The sequence below is a fragment of the Cetobacterium sp. 2G large genome (genome assembly GCF_014250655.1).
GTDB lineage: Bacteria > Fusobacteriota > Fusobacteriia > Fusobacteriales > Fusobacteriaceae > Cetobacterium_A > Cetobacterium_A somerae.
This window is the reverse complement of record NZ_JACHTH010000005.1, coordinates 891,327-908,184: the sequence shown is the minus strand read 5'-3', so window position 1 is coordinate 908,184 and position 16,858 is coordinate 891,327. Positions and strand designations below refer to the sequence as shown.

Genomic DNA, 16,858 nt, shown 5'->3' with positions numbered 1-16,858 from the left:
AATAAGGTATCAAAACATTTAGGAGGAGCTATGATTAAAATACTTTCTTGTATAAAAGAAAAAGATAATTGGGTTATTGAAGTAGAGTCACATAATCTATATATAGATGGTAAAGGTGGACAAATAGGAGATCAAGGTTATATAGGGGATACAAAATTTTTAACTGTTATAGATGATAAAAAAATTATAGTTGAAAATGAAATTGCTCCAGGTGAATATACATATACTGTAGATACTAATAGAGTTTTTGATATAGGAGTGCAACATACAGCTCAACATCTTTTTTCTGCTATAGCATATAATGACTATGGATTAAATACTGTTGGATTTAGAATGACTGAAACTTATACAACAGTGGATTTAGATTCTAAAGATTTAGATGAAAACTTCGTAGACGAATTAGAAAGAAAAATTAATAGTGCTATAGGAGAGGGAAGAGCTATTTTAGAAAAAATAGTTACTAGAGATGAAGCTAACTCTATTGATACATTTAGAAAAAAAATAAGTGATAAAGTTACTGGTGATGTTAGAATTATAACTATAGATAATATGGATACAAGTGCTTGTGCTGGATACCATGTATCTGACATTTCAGAGATTAGAGTATTCAAAATTATAAGTTTTGAGAAAATCAAAGGAAATTACACTAGATTTTATTTTTTAAGTGGAGAGAGAGCTATCGAAGATTTTGTTAAGAAAAATAAAACTATTAAAGAACTAGATAGAATATTTAGTTGTAGAGATAACGAGATAATTTCTATGGTAGAAAAATTTAATAACGAAAAGAAAGAAGTTGAAAGTAGATTTAAAGAGTTAAATTTAAAATATTGTAATTTCTTATCTAAAGACCTATTAAGTTCAGCTATTGAAAAGGATGATAGAAAATATATAGTATATAAAGATGATAAGGATACAATAACAAACTTAAATAAAATTATACCAGGTGATTATATTTTTATAGGTATTTGGGAAGATGCAGGAGTGATATCTAGTAAAACTATTGATTGTGGTGAACTATTAAAGGAGTTCTCTAAAGTACTAAACATAAAAGGTGGAGGAAAAGGAGAGAGAGCTAACTTTAAAGGAGAGGTTTCAGTAGCGGAGATTACAAATATATTGTAAAAGTCTGAAATATCTGTTATAATGGAAATTAGGTATTTATTAGTAACAATGGAGGAAATATGTCAAATAAAATAAATTTACTTAATTTAAACGAACAAGAGCTTACAGACTTTATAGTTTCTTTAGGAATGAAGAAATTTTACGGAAAACAAATCTTTACATGGTTAAACCAAAAAATAGTAAGAGATATTAACGATATGACAAACATATCATTAAAGGATAGAGAATTACTTTCTGAGAAAGCTTACATCCCTTTCTTAAACCTATTAAAACACCAAGTTTCTAAAATAGATAAAACTGAAAAGTTTTTATTTAAATTAGAAGATGGAAATACAATTGAAAGTGTTATCTTAAGACACAAAGATAGAACAACTCTTTGCATCTCATCTCAAGTTGGGTGTGCTGTTAAGTGTGGATTCTGTGCTACAGGTCTTGGTGGATTTACAAGAAACTTAGATGTACACGAAATTACAAACCAGTTCTATACAATTGAAAGAAGATTATTAAAGCAAGGATTACAAATTAATAACATTGTATTTATGGGTATGGGAGAACCTATGCTTAACATTGATAATGTTATAAAGGCTATTGATATCTTATCAAGTGAAAAAGGAGTAAACGTTTCTAAGAGAAGAATCACAATTTCAACTTCTGGAATTATTCCTGGAATTGAGAAGTTATTAGAAGAGAGAATCCCAGTAGAATTAGCTATATCTTTACACAGTGCTATTGATGAAAAGAGAAGCGAGTTAATGCCAATTAATACAAAATATCCATTAGAGGATTTATTCCCAATATTACAAGAGTATCAAAGACAAACTAAGAGAAGAATCACTTTTGAGTATATCTTAATCAATGACTTCAACGTTTCTGATAACGATATCGCTTACTTAGCTGATTTTGTTCACAACTTTGATCATATATTAAACCTTATTCCATGTAATCCAGTAGATGGAAAAGATTACCAAAGACCTTCTCAAAAGAAAATTGATAAAATCTTCAATTACTTAAAAGATTTTAGAAAAGTAAACGTAACTGTTAGAGGAGAAAAGGGAACTGATATAGACGGTGCTTGTGGACAATTAAGACAAAAAAATCTAAAATAATTAAAATGGAGATATTTTATGAAATGGAAAATTCTTAAGTATGTTGCCATATTTATTGTATCTTTAGGTATTGTTGGAGGGATTGGAGCAAGTCTTTTAGTAAATAAATACTATAAAGAACTACCAAATGTTTCAGAGCTAGTTGAGAATTATAGTCCTCCTATTCCTACTACAATTTATGATAGAAATGGACAAGTAATTGATGTTATTTCAAAAGAAACAAGAGAACCTGTGGATATAGAACATATACCACAAAATTTACAAAATGCTTTTATAGCCATAGAGGATAGACAGTTTTTAACACACTATGGAATCGATCCATTTAGAATTTTAGGTTCTGCTATAGTTAACTTAAAATCTGGAAGAGCAGCTCAGGGTGGAAGTACAATAACTCAGCAATTAGCTAGAAATGCTTTTCTGTCTCATGAAAAAAAGTTCTCTAGAAAAATAAAAGAGATTATAATCACATTTGAAATTGAAAGAAAATATACAAAAGATGAAATAATGGAGAAGTATCTAAATGAAATCTACTTTGGTTCTGGAGCTTACGGTGTAAAAACTGCAGCTTATAACTTCTTTAGAAAAGATGTTAATAATGTTAACTTAGCTGAATCAGCTCTTTTAGCAGGAATTCCAAATAGACCAAATATGTATAATCCAAGAACTAATCTTGAAAGATCTTTAGTTAGACAAAGATTAATATTAAAACAGATGCTTAAATTTGGATTAATAACTGAAGCTGAATATAATGAAGCTTTAAATCATAAATTTGTCAATGAATCAAAAGCTTCGTCAAATGATTTTAAGGATAAGAACACTACAGTAGTTTACGGTGCTCTTGATAAAAAGATAGAGTTTAATGCTCCTGACTTTACAGATTTAGTTGAGAAGTTTCTATTTGAAAACTTTGAAGAAAAACAGATTTATAATGATGGACTTACAGTTCAAACTACTTTAGATTTAAATATTCAAAAAGTTGCTAAGGATAAATTTGAAAACTATCCACGTTTAAAAAATGATAAAAAACTTCAAGGTGCTATGGTAACAATTGATGCTAAAAATGGAGAAGTTATAAGTATTATAGGTGGTAAGAACTTTAAAACTGGTAACTTCAATAGAGCTGTTCAAGCTAAACGTCAAGTTGGTTCATCTTTTAAACCTTTTATCTACTATACAGCTTTAGAAAAAGGTTTTGAAGAAAACTTAGTTGTAGAAGATTCGAGAATTGTATTTGGTACTTGGGCTCCTAGAAACTTTGGAGAGAGATATTATAACGGTATGACATTAATGCAAGGTTTTGATAAATCTCAAAATATTGTTTCTATAAAACTTTTAAATAAAGTTGGAATTCCAGCTCTTATGGATACTATGAAGAAAATTGATGCTGGATTTATTGTTCCAAACAATTTAACAGCAGCTTTAGGAACAACTGAAGGAACTCCATTACAAGTGGCTCAATCATATGCAGTTTTTGCTAATGGTGGATACTCAATAAAACCATTCTTTGTTATGAAAGTAACTGATAAGTTTGGAAATACACTATACGAAGCAAAACCTCAAATAGAACAAAAATTTGAAAGTGCTGATATTGCTCTTATGACTAATATGATGAAAAACTCTGTTAAGCAAGGAACAAGTAAAAGTGCTCAAGTAAAAATAAATAATGTTCCTATTGAGCAGGGAGGAAAAACTGGTACTACTAATAACTCTAGAACAGTTTGGTATTCAGGTATGACTCCAGATTATGTTACAACAATATATGTTGGATATGATAATAACGATCCTTTATATAAAGCAACAGGAGGGGGAGTAGCAGCACCTCTTTGGAAAAATTTCTACCAAGAGATTATAGAAAAAGGTTACTACACTCCAACTACATTTACATTCTTAGATAACCATGTTAAAAATGGAGATTTAACTTATCAAGAGTTAGATCCTATATCTGGATTATTAAATGGTAGTCCTTCTGATAAAACTTTCTTATTAAGAAGAGGAAGAATTGCAGTGGAAAAAGATAGTAAGTATACAAATGGTATTGCAGGTGTTCTTGGATACTATGTTCCTACTCAAGAGACAACTTCAAAAAATGAAGCTATGTCTTCTGAAGAAGTAACTGGTCCAGCTGCACAACAAGTTACTCAACCAGTGCAACAGCAAAATCAACAAAAACCTCAGCAACAAAAGAAAGAGGAGAAAAAAGGATTCTTCCAAAGATTATTCAATTTCTAAATATACAAAAGGAGAGAGAAGTTAATTCTTCTCTCTCCTTTCTATTTTATATAATCTTTTTATAAGAATATCTCTTGAAGTTTCTTTGCCACTCCATTTTCTGCATTTGTCTTTATTACTTCATTTTCAGGTAATAAAGCCTTTAGTCTTGGACTTCCATTTCCCATGATAAATCCTTTTCCTACAGATGATAACATTTCAAGGTCATTTAATCCATCTCCAAAAGCGATTGTTTCTTTAAGATCAATCCCTTCAGCTTTTAAAACTTCCTCTATTGCACTAGCTTTAGAAACTCCCTCTCTCATAACCTCTAAACAAGATCCAAGTGAAAGAGTGATATTTAATCCCTCGTGGAATTGTTTTCTTAATTTTTTCTCTAACTCAGAGATATGCTCTTCATCATCACATATAAAGAAAAATTTTGTAATCTCTTTTCCTACTAAAGATTGGAAAGGAGCTATTACATGATGAAATCCAGACTCTTTGTGGAAAACTAATGCTTCCTCTAAAGGCTTTTCAGCATACCACTCTTCATCTAAATAAACATTCTTATGTAAGTTCTCATTATAGTTATAGTTTAATAACTCCTTAGATAAGTGAGCTGGAATATTGTGAGATATAATCTCGTTGTTATTATAGTCATGCACCTTAGCACCGTTTGAAGTGATTAAGAAACTATCTAGCTCTAACATATCTTTAAATGTTATTGCATCATTGTGATGTCTTCCAGTAGCTATTATAAACTTCACTCCAGAATTTACAACTTTTCTTATAGTCTCTTTTGTTTCTTCAGATATAGTGTGATGCTCATTTAATAGTGTTCCATCTAAGTCACATATAATTGCTTTGTATTTCATTTGTTCTCCTTAAAATTTTTAGAAGTAGTACTTTGCTCCTACTCCTACTAAATATAAAACTCCATCGTCTACAATAGGTGAGTCTGAAATTTCACTACTGAATTTCTCAACACCTAAAAATGCCATAAGAGCTACGTTGTCAGTTAATCTATAGTCAGCTGTTAAGTTAAGCCCCATTGAATAAGCTGCATCCGCTTTATAAGCTCTATCAATTTTGCTATTTCTTCTAGCTTCATCTGAAGTTACACCAAAGTAGTAATCAGTATAATCTCCTGAGTATCCTTTAACGTGAATAGAAGGAACTATTGTAAGTTTGTCATCTACTTTATAAGCTTTAAACGCACTTATCTTTCCCTCTCCTCCATGTTCTCCAACTTGAGCAGAAAGCCCAGTTCTAACTCCATAGAATCCAGTATCAGCATCTAATCTAATTCCAAACATCGCTTGGAACTTTCTATCATCAATATTGTCGTATCCTCTTGCTAGGTCAGCACCATCTACAGCAAATCCAGCTAATGGATCAACAAATAGTGACGCAGCAAAAGCATCATCTTTATAAAATTGGAATCCTACAGTTGCGCCCTTAACATATAAATCATAGTAGTTAATATCTAATAGTGGCATTGGATATGCTTTATCTTCTGCACCTTTATAGATACTGTCAGAAACTCCTACTCCAGCTCCAATTCCAAATTTGTTTTCAGCTAATGCTGTAGCAGAAAGTGTTAATGCTAATAACCCCATTAATATTTTCTTCATATTAATCCTCCCTAAGTTACTTTTTCCCATAACTTTTTTCTTCTCTTTTTACTTTTATAAAGTTGTATTTCCCAGATACTTTTCTTTTAAAATTAAAAAGATTATTTGTTGGAAATATTCCAATTCTTCTAATTTCAAATAAATCATCAGAAAAAACTATACTACCTGAATCAGTAGCTACTGCAAATTTATAACCAGCTTCTTGAGGTATTCTTTTTACCTCTTCATTTAAACTACCGTAAGGATATGCAAAAGACAATAGCTCTTTTCCTATTATTTTTTCAATATTAGATTTCGAGTTAATTATCTCAGACTTTACCTGTTCAGTTGATAGTTCAGCTAGTCTTGGGTGAGTAGATGTGTGTCCACCAAACTCTATTCCATAGTTTTGCATCTCTAGAAGTTCATCTTGATTCATTAAAGTAAATCTTTTTTCAGGATTTCCAGGATTATCTACATCCCATTTATTATACTCTATCCCATCGAGTACATATATAATACCTTTAAACTGATATTTTTTCAAGATAGGAAAAGCATTTTCATAGTTATCTTTATATCCATCATCAAACGTAAGCATAATCCATTTCTTATCTTTATCAAATCTTTGTTTATACCTATTATTTAGCAAGTCTTTAAAAGTTACAGTTTCGTATCCTTTCTTTTTAAGATATTTCATCTGCTCTTCAAACTGCTCAACAGTTACATAAGTACCATGAACGCCTTTTTCACTTTCATCTTTTATAACTCTATGATACATGATAACAGGCATCTCATATTTTTTCTTTTTTACAATCTCTCTTTGATAAACTTTCTCAATATTTTCAACTATAGACTCTATTGAAAACTCCTCTATAACTCTTTCTCTTAAAGTTTTCAAATCATCTTTATTTATATTGAAACCTTTATCGATTTCTGGAATCACATCTGTCCATCTAAATGTTGGAGCATGATTTAAAGAGATATCGCCAAAGTTAGATTTTAAAGCTGTATTTAATCTATCTAAAGTTACTATTCCCACAGATTCAGCTTCTCCTATTGCTAAAACTGGAACTTCACAAAGGATGGCTTCAACAGCAACTCTTCCAGCTCCTATTACAATAGAAGACTCTCTTATTTTCTCAGAAACATTATTAACATATCCTAAGAACTCTACATTTCCTGTAAATTTTTTAAATCTTGCTGGAACCTCTTTTCCTCCAATAACTTGAATCTTAAAATCTTTTCTTCTATGAAGAATATCGAGTAAGTTATAAGTTACATCTCCTTTAGGACCAGATAATCTTCCGATTATTGATATAACCTTTTGGTTCTTTTCAATATCAGTAAAAGTGCTCTTTTGATACTCTTTTGTATTAATCATATTTCTAAGAACAGTTATATTTTCAGGTTTAACTTTTAGATCATTAACAATATGATCTCTTATATTTTCACAAACACTTAAAGAGTAATCTCCAAATGCTTTAACTAATTTTCTGCTCAAGTGCACAGGTTGTCTCCCGTGTATTGTTGTAATCAGGGGAATCTTTGCTATTCTACAAGCTATTGCACAACTCCAAGAGGATGCTCTTGAATGAGCATGTACAACTTGGATATCTTTTTCTTTTATAATCTTAAGAAGTTTTCTAACTTGACTAACTCTATCTTTAAGTTTTCTTTTATTAAACTCTATTTTTTCATATTGTGCGTTTGTAGGTTTAGTTAAAGTATCTGAAACTATATAAACTTTGTTCCCTCTCCTAATAAGTTCATCACTTAGAACCGTTCCGTACACCTCAGCACCAGTTACTTCTAACTGTGAAAGTGCCATAAGTATATTCATTATTAAATCCTCCTACTACTTTAAATTTTCTGGATTCAATACTTCTAACTCTTCAATTACAAAGATACCATCTTTTCTAATTAAAACATCATCAAACCAAATCTCTCCACCACCAAAGTCTGGTCTTTGAATTAGAACTAAATCCCAATGTATAGCTGATTTATTTCCATTGTCAGCTAATTTATATGCTTGTCCTGGAGTAAAGTGAATACTTCCAGCAATTTTTTCATCAAACAGTGTATCTTTCATAGGTTTTAAAATATATGGATTTACACCTATTGCAAATTCACCAATGTGTCTTGCTCCATCATCTGTATTTAAAATTTCATTTAATCTCTCTGTATTATTAGAAGTAGCTTCTACAATTTTTCCATTCTCAAATCTGAAACAAACATTTTCAAAAGTTGTTCCTTGATAAACAGATGGTGTATTGTATGATATAACTCCATTTATAGAGTCTCTCACTGGAGCTGAGTAAACCTCTCCATCTGGAATATTTCTAAGTCCACAACATTTTACTGATGGTATATCTTTTATAGAGAATGTTAAATCTGTTCCAGGTCCAACAATTCTAACTTTATCTGTTCTATCTAAAAGTGCTGTTAATGAATCCATAGCTCTACTCATCTTTGAATAGTCTAAGTTACAAACGTTATAATAGAAATCTTCAAAAGATTCTAAAGATGTATTTGCAAGTTGAGCCATAGAGTTATTTGGATATCTTAGTACAACCCATTTTGTATTATTAACTCTTTCTGATAAATGAACTGGCTTCATAAAGTAATCTGTATATATTTTCATTTTAGCTGAATCTATATCAGATAGTTCTGATGCATTTTCAGAACCTCTAATAGCAATATAAGCATCCATGTCTTTCATTCTTTCTAATTCGTATTTTGCCATTAACTCTGCTTGTGTTTGATCCATACCTTTTAAAAGTTCTCTTGTAACACTTTGATCTTTTATTGTTACAAAAGGATGTCCTCCAGCAGCATAAACCTCTTTTACTAAAGCCTTAACTAAATTCTTAGAATCCTCACCAATAGACTCAATTAAAACTTTTTCTCCTTTTTCTACTCTACACGAGTAAGTAACTAAATTTTTTGCTAGTATTTCAATTCTTTGATCCACGGTAACCTCCATTTAATCACATATTATATTCTATAATTATACAATGAAAAGCTATAAATATATAGTTAATTTTTTATAAATCCTCTTTTAAGTAAAAAAAAAGATGTTATAATAACTATTATATGGAGGTGATTTAATGAAATTGTTTTTTTCCCCAAGTAAAGGAATGCAATATAAAACTTTTAAATATTCTGAGGAAAGTGGTATTATAGATATTCCATTTAAAGAGAAGACAGATTTTTTAATATCAGTTTTAAAAAATTTTTCTCAAGAGGAGATTTCAACTAAATTAAAAATAAAAGGTAAAATATTAGATGATGTTTTAAACATATATAGTAATTTTTATAATCAAGAGGAGAGAGAGGCAATATCTCTTTATGATGGTGTTAGTTATAAGCAACTGGATTTGGAAAAATTTTCTAGAGAAAGCTATAAATATATGAGAGATAATGTTTTTATTTTTTCAGCTTTGTATGGAGTATTAAATGCTTGCACTCCAATAAGACCATATCGTTTAGATATGACAAATAAAATACTTGAAATATCTCCATATGATTTTTGGAGAGAGAATATAGAAAAGTATTTACTACAATTTAAAGATGAAACTTTTATAAATATTGCATCAAATGAATTTTCTAAAATTTTAAATAGAAAAGTTTTTAATGTGATAGATATTGAGTTTAGACAATGTGATGGAGATAAAATAAAAAATATTAGTACAGAAGCTAAAAAAGCTAGAGGAGCTTTACTTAATTATCTTATTGAAAATAAAATAGCATGCGTAGAAGAGATTAAAAATTTTAATAACCTTGGTTATACATTCTCTTTAGAACTGTCTTCTGAAAAAACTATTTTCTTCATAAAAAAATAGGTTAGATTTTTCTAACCTATTTTTTATCTATTAAATCAGCTACTATTTTGGCTGAACCGTAAATAGTTGGAAGTCCACTTCCTGGGTGAGTACCACCACCTACTAAAAATAGATTTTTATATCCTTCCAATTCATTGTGCGGTCTAAACCATAACATCTGCATTATATTATGCGATAAATTAAAAACAGCACCTTTATACACATCATAATCTATTTCCCAATCATTAGGTGTTATTATCTTTAACTCCTCAATGTGATCTCTTATTCCTTTAAACTCTCCTATTTTCTCTAATTTATCTAATAGCAATTGAGTAAAATCATCCTTTTCTAATTCCCAATCTATTTTAGAACTATTATTAGCTACAGGAACTAAAACATAAACTGAAGATTTTCCGTTAGGTGCTAGTGTTGAATCTGTAACTGAGGGATTTTGAACATAGAAAGAAAAATCTCCACCAACAGATTTATTTTCAGATATTTTTTTAACATTTTTTTTATAATCTTTTGCAAAAATTATGTTGTGGTGAGGAATGTTTTTGTATATTTTATCTACTCCTATATATAGCATAAACGTTGAACATGAATATTTTTTCTTTTCTAAATTTTTATTAGAATATTTATTTCTTAGGTCTTCTGGAATTAACTTTTTCATTGCTGTTGAAAAATCAGCACTTATTATTACAGAATCACTCTCGATTATATTACCATTATCTAATTTAACACCAATAGCTTTTTTATCTTTAAATAAAATCTCTTTAACTGGAGTATCTAAAAATATTTCTCCTCCTTTTTTTATAATAAGTTCACTTATTACTTTAGAAACTCTATTTAATCCACCTTCAACATGAAAAACTCCATATTTATGTTCAAGATATGAGATCATAGAAAAAGTTCCAGGAGCAACCCACGGAGACATACCAATATATTTAGCTTGAAAAGTAAAAGATAATTTTAACTCCTCTTCTTTATAATAGTTCCCCAAAACATCATATATTGATTTATGAGCATCTAAATACGGAAGAGCTTTTAAAAAATTAGGTTTTAAATAATCAACTAAAGAAAGGTAGGGGACTTTTAAACAAGGCTCTAATTTTGAAAATTTTTTAGCTTCTCTATTCATATATTCATCATAAGCTTTTGAACTATAGGGAAATATTTTTTCCATCTCTCCATACATAAGAAATTTTTTATTGTATGAATATGGATTAAAATCATCTAGTCCATAGAATTTTAATCTATACATTGGATTTATTTCAATTAGATTCACCTGTTCATCTAATCTTTCTCCAGCCTCAATAAATATATCCTCTAAAACTTGTGGCATTAGAAAAAATGTTGGACCTAAATCAAATTTATAATCTCCTAAATTAAAGGATGAATTCCTTCCTCCTACATAAGGTTTTTTTTCATAAATTTTAACAGAGTATCCTTTACTAGATAAAAGTAATCCTGCTGCTAATCCTCCTGGACCAGCTCCTACTATTATAATTTTTTTCTTTTCCATTCCCTCACCTCCCATTACGCATTTTTCCTTATATAAATGTATACTCAAGAAATACAACTTTCTTTTTTAAAAAAGTTTTTTTTATGATATAATTTTTTTAACTATTTAGGTAATTAGAGGAGGTTTATAAACGTGTTTGTTGAAGAGAGAAAACAAAGCATTTTAAATATATTAAAACAAAAAGAAAAAGTTTCTGTTAATGAATTAAGCGATCTTTTTTCTGTGAGTAAAGTTATTATTAGAAAAGATCTTTGTCAAATGGAAGAGGAAAATCTTTTAACAAGAACTCATGGCGGAGCGATTTTAAAAAGAAAAATTGTGGATAAAATTATTTTAAAAGATATTGCCAAAGAGGATTTAGAAGAAAAAACAGCATTGGCAGAAAAAGTTGTTTCACTTATCCAAGATGGCGATATAATTTTTTTAGATGATTCAACTGTAACAATAATTGTTGCAGCACTTTTGCAAAAAAGAAAAATAAAGATTTCTGTTATAAGTAACATGTTAGAGATACAAAAGATTTTATCCGAGAATAAAGGCATTGAGATTATATCTTTAGGTGGGATATACGATGCGAGAACAGATTCTTTCGTAGGTGAAATGGCTAGAGAGAATTTAGAACTCTTTAATCCAAACAAAGTTTTTATTGGAATTGGTGGAATTAATGTAGATAAAATGCAATTAAGTACTTGTACTATAGATGAGGGAAAATTTAAAAGTACTGCACTTAAAGTTGCTCAAGAAAGTTTTATAATAACACAAAGTAAGAAGTTTTATCAAGACTCGATATTTAACTTCTCTAAAATTAAAGAAGGGATGACAATCATTACAGATCATAATATCTCTGAAGATTTTGAAAAAAAACTTATAGAAAACAATATTAAAATAATAAAATGAAAAAAAACGAAAGTTGTCTTTCGTTTTTTTTATTGATTTTTTATTGACAAACTGGGTTTTTCGTAATAGAATACAACCATAAAACAACTTATCGAAATAAAACGAAATATGGTGGTGATTAAATTGAAAAGAAAAATAAGTTTAATGAATGGAAATGGAGAGAGAATAACATTTGAAATTGGTGGTCTTTTTAGTTTTTTTCAAATTTTAAAAATAAAAAAACTGCTTCAAAGTAATGAGTACTCTTTAGCAACAGAAGAGGATGCTAAAATAGCATTGGAATTAAAATTATACAACTAAAAAATCCCCTCTCTTAATTAGGTATTACTCTCTAATTAGGAGGGGGATTTTATATATTAATCTTCTTTTGGAGGTTCTACGTCATCCTTTTCTTCATTTTTTTTACAACAATTTAATTTTTGAAGTTTCTCTTTTGCTAAGTCCTTTCCACCGATTCCGAAAGCTATTGCAAAGGCTACTGCTAAAGCTCCAACAGTAAATCCAAATGCTAGATTTATAATCTCATTAGCAATTCCCATCTGTCTTAGTCCCATAGCTCCAACAAAAACTATTATCGCTATTTTTGCAATACTAGCTATTTGATCTTTATTTACTAAAGATGTATTTTTAATTATTTTAGCTGCATAGTTTGCTATTACAATTCCAATTGCTATAACTATAACACCTAATAAAATATCTCCTAATAAAACTGTCAGTCTTAAACTTAAATCTTGTAATGATCCAAAATTTAAAATCTCTATTGATTGAATTATTGCAAAATATATTATTAAAATTTTTGAGAATTTTCCAACTAATTTAGAATAATTATTTTCAATAGTTTTTAATCCAGCTTTTTCAAGATATGAATCAAACTTTAAACCAATTAGTAAATTTGTTATTATGTTTTCAATGATTCTTCCAAAATACATTGCAACAACTAAAACTAATGCTACACCTACTAAATTTGGAACATAGTTAAATAAAATATTTAACATACTTATTACTGGTGATATAATTATATCTAACCCTAAATAATTTAAAGATGCTGAGAATACAGGGATTAATACTAATACATAAACTATATTTGCTATAACACTTGAAAGTTTTCCTTCAAATAAAACTCTTCCATCTATACTTAATTTTTCATCAAGTTTAAAAGAATCTAAAACTCCTTTTAAAATATCTCTTAATTTAGATGCTATAAACCAACCTACAACTAGAACTAATGCAGCTGCAACTAAACTAGGAACATAATTTAAGAATTTAGTTAGCATGTCAGTAATTGGAATAAGTATTTTATCTAATTTCAATGCTGCTAAAACACCTGGTAAAATAAGAATAAATATTACCAGTGAAATAATTTCACTAAATATTTTTGATAAAGATATTCCATTTTCATTAGAATGTATCTTTTCATCAACTTTCATCTTTCTAAAGAATATTTCCGAGAACTTTTGAGAAAGTTTTGCTAAAATAATTGCAACTATTAGAAGTACTATTCCTCCTAATACATTAGGAATGTATGAGAAGATTGGATCTAAAAGATTTAAAATTGGATTTACTAATCTACTAAATCCTAATTTTTCCATTATTATACCTATTATAAAAATTACAAAGATATAGTAGATAAATTTAAGAAGTATCTTTATTGCAGATGTGCTTGTTCCACCCTCTTTTCCAGTAATTTCATGCTCTAAGTTAGAAAAAAGTTTAGTTTTAGTTAAAACATGTTCTAACTTACTCACTACAACTGATGCTAGAGCTAACCCCACTAATAGTATAATGATTGATGCAATGATGTTAAGTGTTACGTTGTTGAGAATTAAAAGCTTAATCTCTTCCATTTTTTACCATCCTCCTATTTCTTCTAATTTATTTATAATCAGGCAAATTATAAATATTGCTATAAAAATTGTTATTGATAAAACCATATTCATCACTCCCTAATTAATTTTTATTTATAGCCTTTTTTACTATTATTTTTCAACTTTTCTTTTTTTAATATTTACTTTTTTATGTTTTTTGTGGTATTACTAATAATGCAAGGAGGTGGATAGATTGAATTGTAAATTTATTAAAAAAATGTTTTTCTTTATTTTTTTATTACTTATGATTATCGGATGTTCTAGTAACCCTTATAAATGGGAATCAACTCAAGTTGCTATTAATAATTCATATAAGTTGCAAACAGGAGATATTATTATTAAAGATAAACTAATCACTGACCCTATTTCTTGGTTAGGACATAGCTCTGTTATGATTAGTGATACTCACATTGGAGATTTCCCAATGCCTGGAAGTGATTATTATACAATTAGTGTTAGAGCTTGGCTTAATGAACCTGATCGGAAAGTTATCGTTTTAAGATATCCTCAATTTAATCAACAGTTTAAAGAGGCGTTTTTAAAAAATGTAGAAAAATATGGTCACGGTAAGTATAGAACATCTTTCTTTAAAAATAATGACACAGATTTTTATTGTTCTAAATTTGTTTGGTTTTTATTTTCAAAAACTGCTCAAGACTTAGGTTATAATTTAGACTTAGATTCTAACAACGGCCCTATTGTTTTTCCATATGATTTCTTAAATTCAAAAAATTTAAAACAAGTTATTCTTTAATCATTTTAATTTGTTGACCTCTTATTTTAAAAGGTGTATAATTATAAGAAGTTTTAATTACTAAAAGGAGAAATTAATGGATAGGCAAGTTACAATTGAATCAGTTAAATTAGTTGAGCAACTGAAAAAAATATTCCCTAAGGATGGATATCATCTTATCAGTTTACAAGAAAAGTTTTACATTTGGGAAAAACATATGGATATTTCAAAAGATAAACCTGTTGAGGAATATGATACTGGAATAAAAACAAGAGATTTATTAAACTCAAATGAAAAAAAGTTTTATGAAAATCTATATGGTAATATAAAGCCTGAAAATCTTATAAATTTTAATTTAAAACCAAAATTAATTGAAAATAGTGATGAGATTCTTAGTAAAACTTTAATTTTAGGAGAAGATTTTATAAATCCTAAAAATCAAAGAGTTTTAAAATTTACTTTTCTGAATTTTAGAGATTATGATGTTGAAGAGTTAAAAAAGAAAAAACTTTCTGAGCAAGACTTTATTGATTCTTTAGTAAATAGTTTCTATCCAAATAGTGTTGATGAAATAGAAATAGATGAACCAGGATATTATTTTTTTGAAACTGAAAAAATTGTTATTCCAGGTATTATTATTTTAACTGCTTCTATACTTTTTATGGTTTAAAGATTTTTAAAGGATTTAAAAGATATTTTATGTATATAATTATATAAATCTATTGCGGAGGTTTTATTATGTATTATAGAGAATATTTTTTCTATCTAAAAGAAAGATTACCAGAAAAGTGCTATGAGGTGCTAAAAGAGTGTTATAAAACACAAAAAAATGATATAGAAAATAATTTTAAATTATTACACAACTCTATAGTAAAAGTTGAAACTGTAGATATTTTATTACCGATTAAAGAAACTTATTACCATATGGATTATGAAATTCTTTTAAGAGAAGAACTCATAATGAAAGATCATTCAAGAGAGAATCGTTATAAACTTGATCGTTTTGGTATATATCTTTTACACTATTTAAATGATTAAATTTAAAAATAAATGGAGGCACTATGAAAGAAGCAAAGAGCTTTGCTGATACCTTATATCTTTTAATGGAGGATTTTGAATACACTATTCCAGAACTAGAAGATGATATTTTTTCACTTTTACGTGATGATTTTCAACTTACACTAACAGAAGAGAATAAACATCTTTATTTTCTTTTAGAGAGTTCTAATTTAGATCAAAATATTAAACTGAATGTTGAAAGAGTTGAGTATGATGGAGAGGAGTTCTTTATTGTGTCATCTGTAAAGGTAGCTTAGGGAGTAGTTTAACTACTCCCTTTTTTCATATCCTAGTTCTCTTAATTTATCTATAATCTCTTTATCAGTTAAAAATTCCAAATTTAAAAGTTCTTCATAAGGATTACCATTTAAGTTTAAAAGTTTAGCAAAAGCTGGCTCTGTTTTTACTCCATCTCTTTTTAAAGCTATTATCATCTTCTTAAATTTTAAACTAGCATAATTTAAAAATCTATCCTCTATAATCATATGTCTATATCCATTTGTTTCAATAGAAAAAAGTTTTGAAGCATATATTTCTATCTCTATATTATCTATAAAAAAATTAATTAAAATTATTCCATCACTTAAAAATTTATCTGTAATTTTAAATTTTTTTAATTGAGAAAAATATTTAACAATAATATCTTTAAAATTTTCTTTATTTTCTAAATTAATTTGGCATACTATGTCTAAGTCACTTTTTTCTATATCAATTCCAATTGGTATTGTTCCAACTAAAATCGGGTTAAACTCTTTTAAAATATTAAAAATATTTATACTTTTTAATATTTTATAACTTTGTACTTGCCTTGAATTTCCATTTTTTAAGTACTCTATACTTTCAAATCTTTTCATATATAACTCCATTTTCGTTTATTTTTTAATTAATAAGTTTTTTTTCAAAACA

Annotated in this window: 17 protein-coding genes; 10 read left to right on the top strand and 7 right to left on the bottom strand. The window is 28.1% G+C overall.

The genetic code is table 11. The annotated features are described in order from the left end of the window. Positions 1-30: 30 nt before the first annotated feature. Genes H5J23_RS07185 through H5J23_RS07175 form a run of 3 tightly spaced genes read left to right on the top strand, consistent with a single transcriptional unit; the run spans position 31 to position 4,457 of the window. Positions 31-1,122 (top strand): alanyl-tRNA editing protein, encoded by a 1,092-nt coding sequence (locus tag H5J23_RS07185; protein WP_185891531.1) that lies wholly within the window; start codon positions 31-33, stop codon positions 1,120-1,122. A 59-nt stretch (positions 1,123-1,181) separates the two neighbouring features. Beyond that, positions 1,182-2,228: a 23S rRNA (adenine(2503)-C(2))-methyltransferase RlmN gene (gene rlmN, locus H5J23_RS07180; protein ID WP_023050865.1), complete on the top strand. Its 1,047-nt coding sequence runs from the start codon at positions 1,182-1,184 to the stop codon at positions 2,226-2,228. 18 nt (positions 2,229-2,246) lie between these two features. Continuing rightward, positions 2,247-4,457 (top strand): transglycosylase domain-containing protein, encoded by a 2,211-nt coding sequence (locus tag H5J23_RS07175; protein ID WP_023050866.1) that lies wholly within the window; start codon positions 2,247-2,249, stop codon positions 4,455-4,457. Positions 4,458-4,516: 59 nt separating this feature from the next. Here the strand turns inward: H5J23_RS07175 and H5J23_RS07170 are convergent, their stop codons facing one another. From H5J23_RS07170 to H5J23_RS07155, 4 genes are read right to left on the bottom strand one after another with little or no spacing between them, the layout of a single operon-like run. Beyond that, complete coding sequence (locus tag H5J23_RS07170; RefSeq protein WP_185891529.1) at positions 4,517-5,314, bottom strand: Cof-type HAD-IIB family hydrolase; 798 nt, start codon at positions 5,312-5,314, stop codon at positions 4,517-4,519. 18 nt (positions 5,315-5,332) lie between these two features. After that, entirely contained in the window at positions 5,333-6,073 is a 741-nt protein-coding gene (locus H5J23_RS07165) for a MipA/OmpV family protein (RefSeq protein WP_185891527.1), read from the bottom strand. Between the two features lie 16 nt (positions 6,074-6,089). Further along, positions 6,090-7,892, bottom strand: coding sequence for a polysaccharide deacetylase family protein (locus tag H5J23_RS07160; RefSeq protein WP_185891525.1), 1,803 nt, complete (start codon positions 7,890-7,892; stop codon positions 6,090-6,092). A 15-nt stretch (positions 7,893-7,907) separates the two neighbouring features. Next, entirely contained in the window at positions 7,908-9,023 is a 1,116-nt protein-coding gene (locus tag H5J23_RS07155; RefSeq protein WP_240218330.1) for an aminopeptidase, read from the bottom strand. Positions 9,024-9,159: 136 nt separating this feature from the next. Between H5J23_RS07155 and H5J23_RS07150 the strand changes: the two genes are divergently transcribed. After that, positions 9,160-9,894: a YaaA family protein gene (locus tag H5J23_RS07150; protein WP_185891523.1), complete on the top strand. Its 735-nt coding sequence runs from the start codon at positions 9,160-9,162 to the stop codon at positions 9,892-9,894. A 16-nt stretch (positions 9,895-9,910) separates the two neighbouring features. On the opposite strand, the gene H5J23_RS07145 is transcribed toward H5J23_RS07150, so the two are convergent. After that, positions 9,911-11,398 carry an NAD(P)/FAD-dependent oxidoreductase gene (locus H5J23_RS07145; protein ID WP_185891521.1) on the bottom strand — a complete coding sequence of 496 codons (1,488 nt, stop codon included), beginning with the start codon at positions 11,396-11,398 and terminating at the stop codon, positions 9,911-9,913. Positions 11,399-11,530: 132 nt separating this feature from the next. Between H5J23_RS07145 and H5J23_RS07140 the strand changes: the two genes are divergently transcribed. Then, complete coding sequence (locus H5J23_RS07140) at positions 11,531-12,295, top strand: DeoR/GlpR family DNA-binding transcription regulator (protein WP_185891519.1); 765 nt, start codon at positions 11,531-11,533, stop codon at positions 12,293-12,295. A gap of 123 nt (positions 12,296-12,418) precedes the next feature. Next, positions 12,419-12,595: a hypothetical protein gene (locus tag H5J23_RS07135; protein WP_156898027.1), complete on the top strand. Its 177-nt coding sequence runs from the start codon at positions 12,419-12,421 to the stop codon at positions 12,593-12,595. Between the two features lie 56 nt (positions 12,596-12,651). On the opposite strand, the gene H5J23_RS07130 is transcribed toward H5J23_RS07135, so the two are convergent. Then, positions 12,652-14,139 (bottom strand): mechanosensitive ion channel, encoded by a 1,488-nt coding sequence (locus H5J23_RS07130; protein WP_185891517.1) that lies wholly within the window; start codon positions 14,137-14,139, stop codon positions 12,652-12,654. 214 nt (positions 14,140-14,353) lie between these two features. Between H5J23_RS07130 and H5J23_RS07125 the strand changes: the two genes are divergently transcribed. The 4 genes from H5J23_RS07125 (at position 14,354) to H5J23_RS07110 (ending at position 16,209) form a co-directional block, all read left to right on the top strand. Next, positions 14,354-14,914 carry a YiiX/YebB-like N1pC/P60 family cysteine hydrolase gene (locus tag H5J23_RS07125; protein ID WP_051364164.1) on the top strand — a complete coding sequence of 187 codons (561 nt, stop codon included), beginning with the start codon at positions 14,354-14,356 and terminating at the stop codon, positions 14,912-14,914. A gap of 76 nt (positions 14,915-14,990) precedes the next feature. Further along, the gene (locus H5J23_RS07120; RefSeq protein WP_185891516.1) at positions 14,991-15,563 is read left to right on the top strand and encodes a hypothetical protein; all 573 of its coding nucleotides are present in this window, start codon (positions 14,991-14,993) and stop codon (positions 15,561-15,563) included. Positions 15,564-15,631: 68 nt separating this feature from the next. Further along, the gene (locus H5J23_RS07115; RefSeq protein WP_023050878.1) at positions 15,632-15,931 is read left to right on the top strand and encodes a hypothetical protein; all 300 of its coding nucleotides are present in this window, start codon (positions 15,632-15,634) and stop codon (positions 15,929-15,931) included. A 23-nt stretch (positions 15,932-15,954) separates the two neighbouring features. Further along, positions 15,955-16,209, top strand: coding sequence for a hypothetical protein (locus H5J23_RS07110; RefSeq protein ID WP_023050879.1), 255 nt, complete (start codon positions 15,955-15,957; stop codon positions 16,207-16,209). A 12-nt stretch (positions 16,210-16,221) separates the two neighbouring features. Here H5J23_RS07110 and H5J23_RS07105 read toward each other — a convergent pair whose 3' ends face one another. Further along, the gene (locus H5J23_RS07105; protein WP_185891514.1) at positions 16,222-16,806 is read right to left on the bottom strand and encodes a DUF4269 domain-containing protein; all 585 of its coding nucleotides are present in this window, start codon (positions 16,804-16,806) and stop codon (positions 16,222-16,224) included. Between the last annotated feature and the right edge of the window lie 52 nt (positions 16,807-16,858).

Coding starts and splice junctions, on each gene's coding strand:
- rlmN (WP_023050865.1), top strand. CDS start 1,182: ATGTCAAATAAAATAAATTTACTTAATTTAAACGAACAAGAGCTTACA.
- H5J23_RS07120 (WP_185891516.1), top strand. CDS start 14,991: ATGGATAGGCAAGTTACAATTGAATCAGTTAAATTAGTTGAGCAACTG.
- H5J23_RS07160 (WP_185891525.1), bottom strand. CDS start 7,892: ATGAATATACTTATGGCACTTTCACAGTTAGAAGTAACTGGTGCTGAG.
- H5J23_RS07170 (WP_185891529.1), bottom strand. CDS start 5,314: ATGAAATACAAAGCAATTATATGTGACTTAGATGGAACACTATTAAAT.
- H5J23_RS07105 (WP_185891514.1), bottom strand. CDS start 16,806: ATGAAAAGATTTGAAAGTATAGAGTACTTAAAAAATGGAAATTCAAGG.
- H5J23_RS07165 (WP_185891527.1), bottom strand. CDS start 6,073: ATGAAGAAAATATTAATGGGGTTATTAGCATTAACACTTTCTGCTACA.
- H5J23_RS07110 (WP_023050879.1), top strand. CDS start 15,955: ATGAAAGAAGCAAAGAGCTTTGCTGATACCTTATATCTTTTAATGGAG.
- H5J23_RS07145 (WP_185891521.1), bottom strand. CDS start 11,398: ATGGAAAAGAAAAAAATTATAATAGTAGGAGCTGGTCCAGGAGGATTA.
- H5J23_RS07175 (WP_023050866.1), top strand. CDS start 2,247: ATGAAATGGAAAATTCTTAAGTATGTTGCCATATTTATTGTATCTTTA.
- H5J23_RS07185 (WP_185891531.1), top strand. CDS start 31: ATGATTAAAATACTTTCTTGTATAAAAGAAAAAGATAATTGGGTTATT.
- H5J23_RS07130 (WP_185891517.1), bottom strand. CDS start 14,139: ATGGAAGAGATTAAGCTTTTAATTCTCAACAACGTAACACTTAACATC.
- H5J23_RS07115 (WP_023050878.1), top strand. CDS start 15,632: ATGTATTATAGAGAATATTTTTTCTATCTAAAAGAAAGATTACCAGAA.
- H5J23_RS07150 (WP_185891523.1), top strand. CDS start 9,160: ATGAAATTGTTTTTTTCCCCAAGTAAAGGAATGCAATATAAAACTTTT.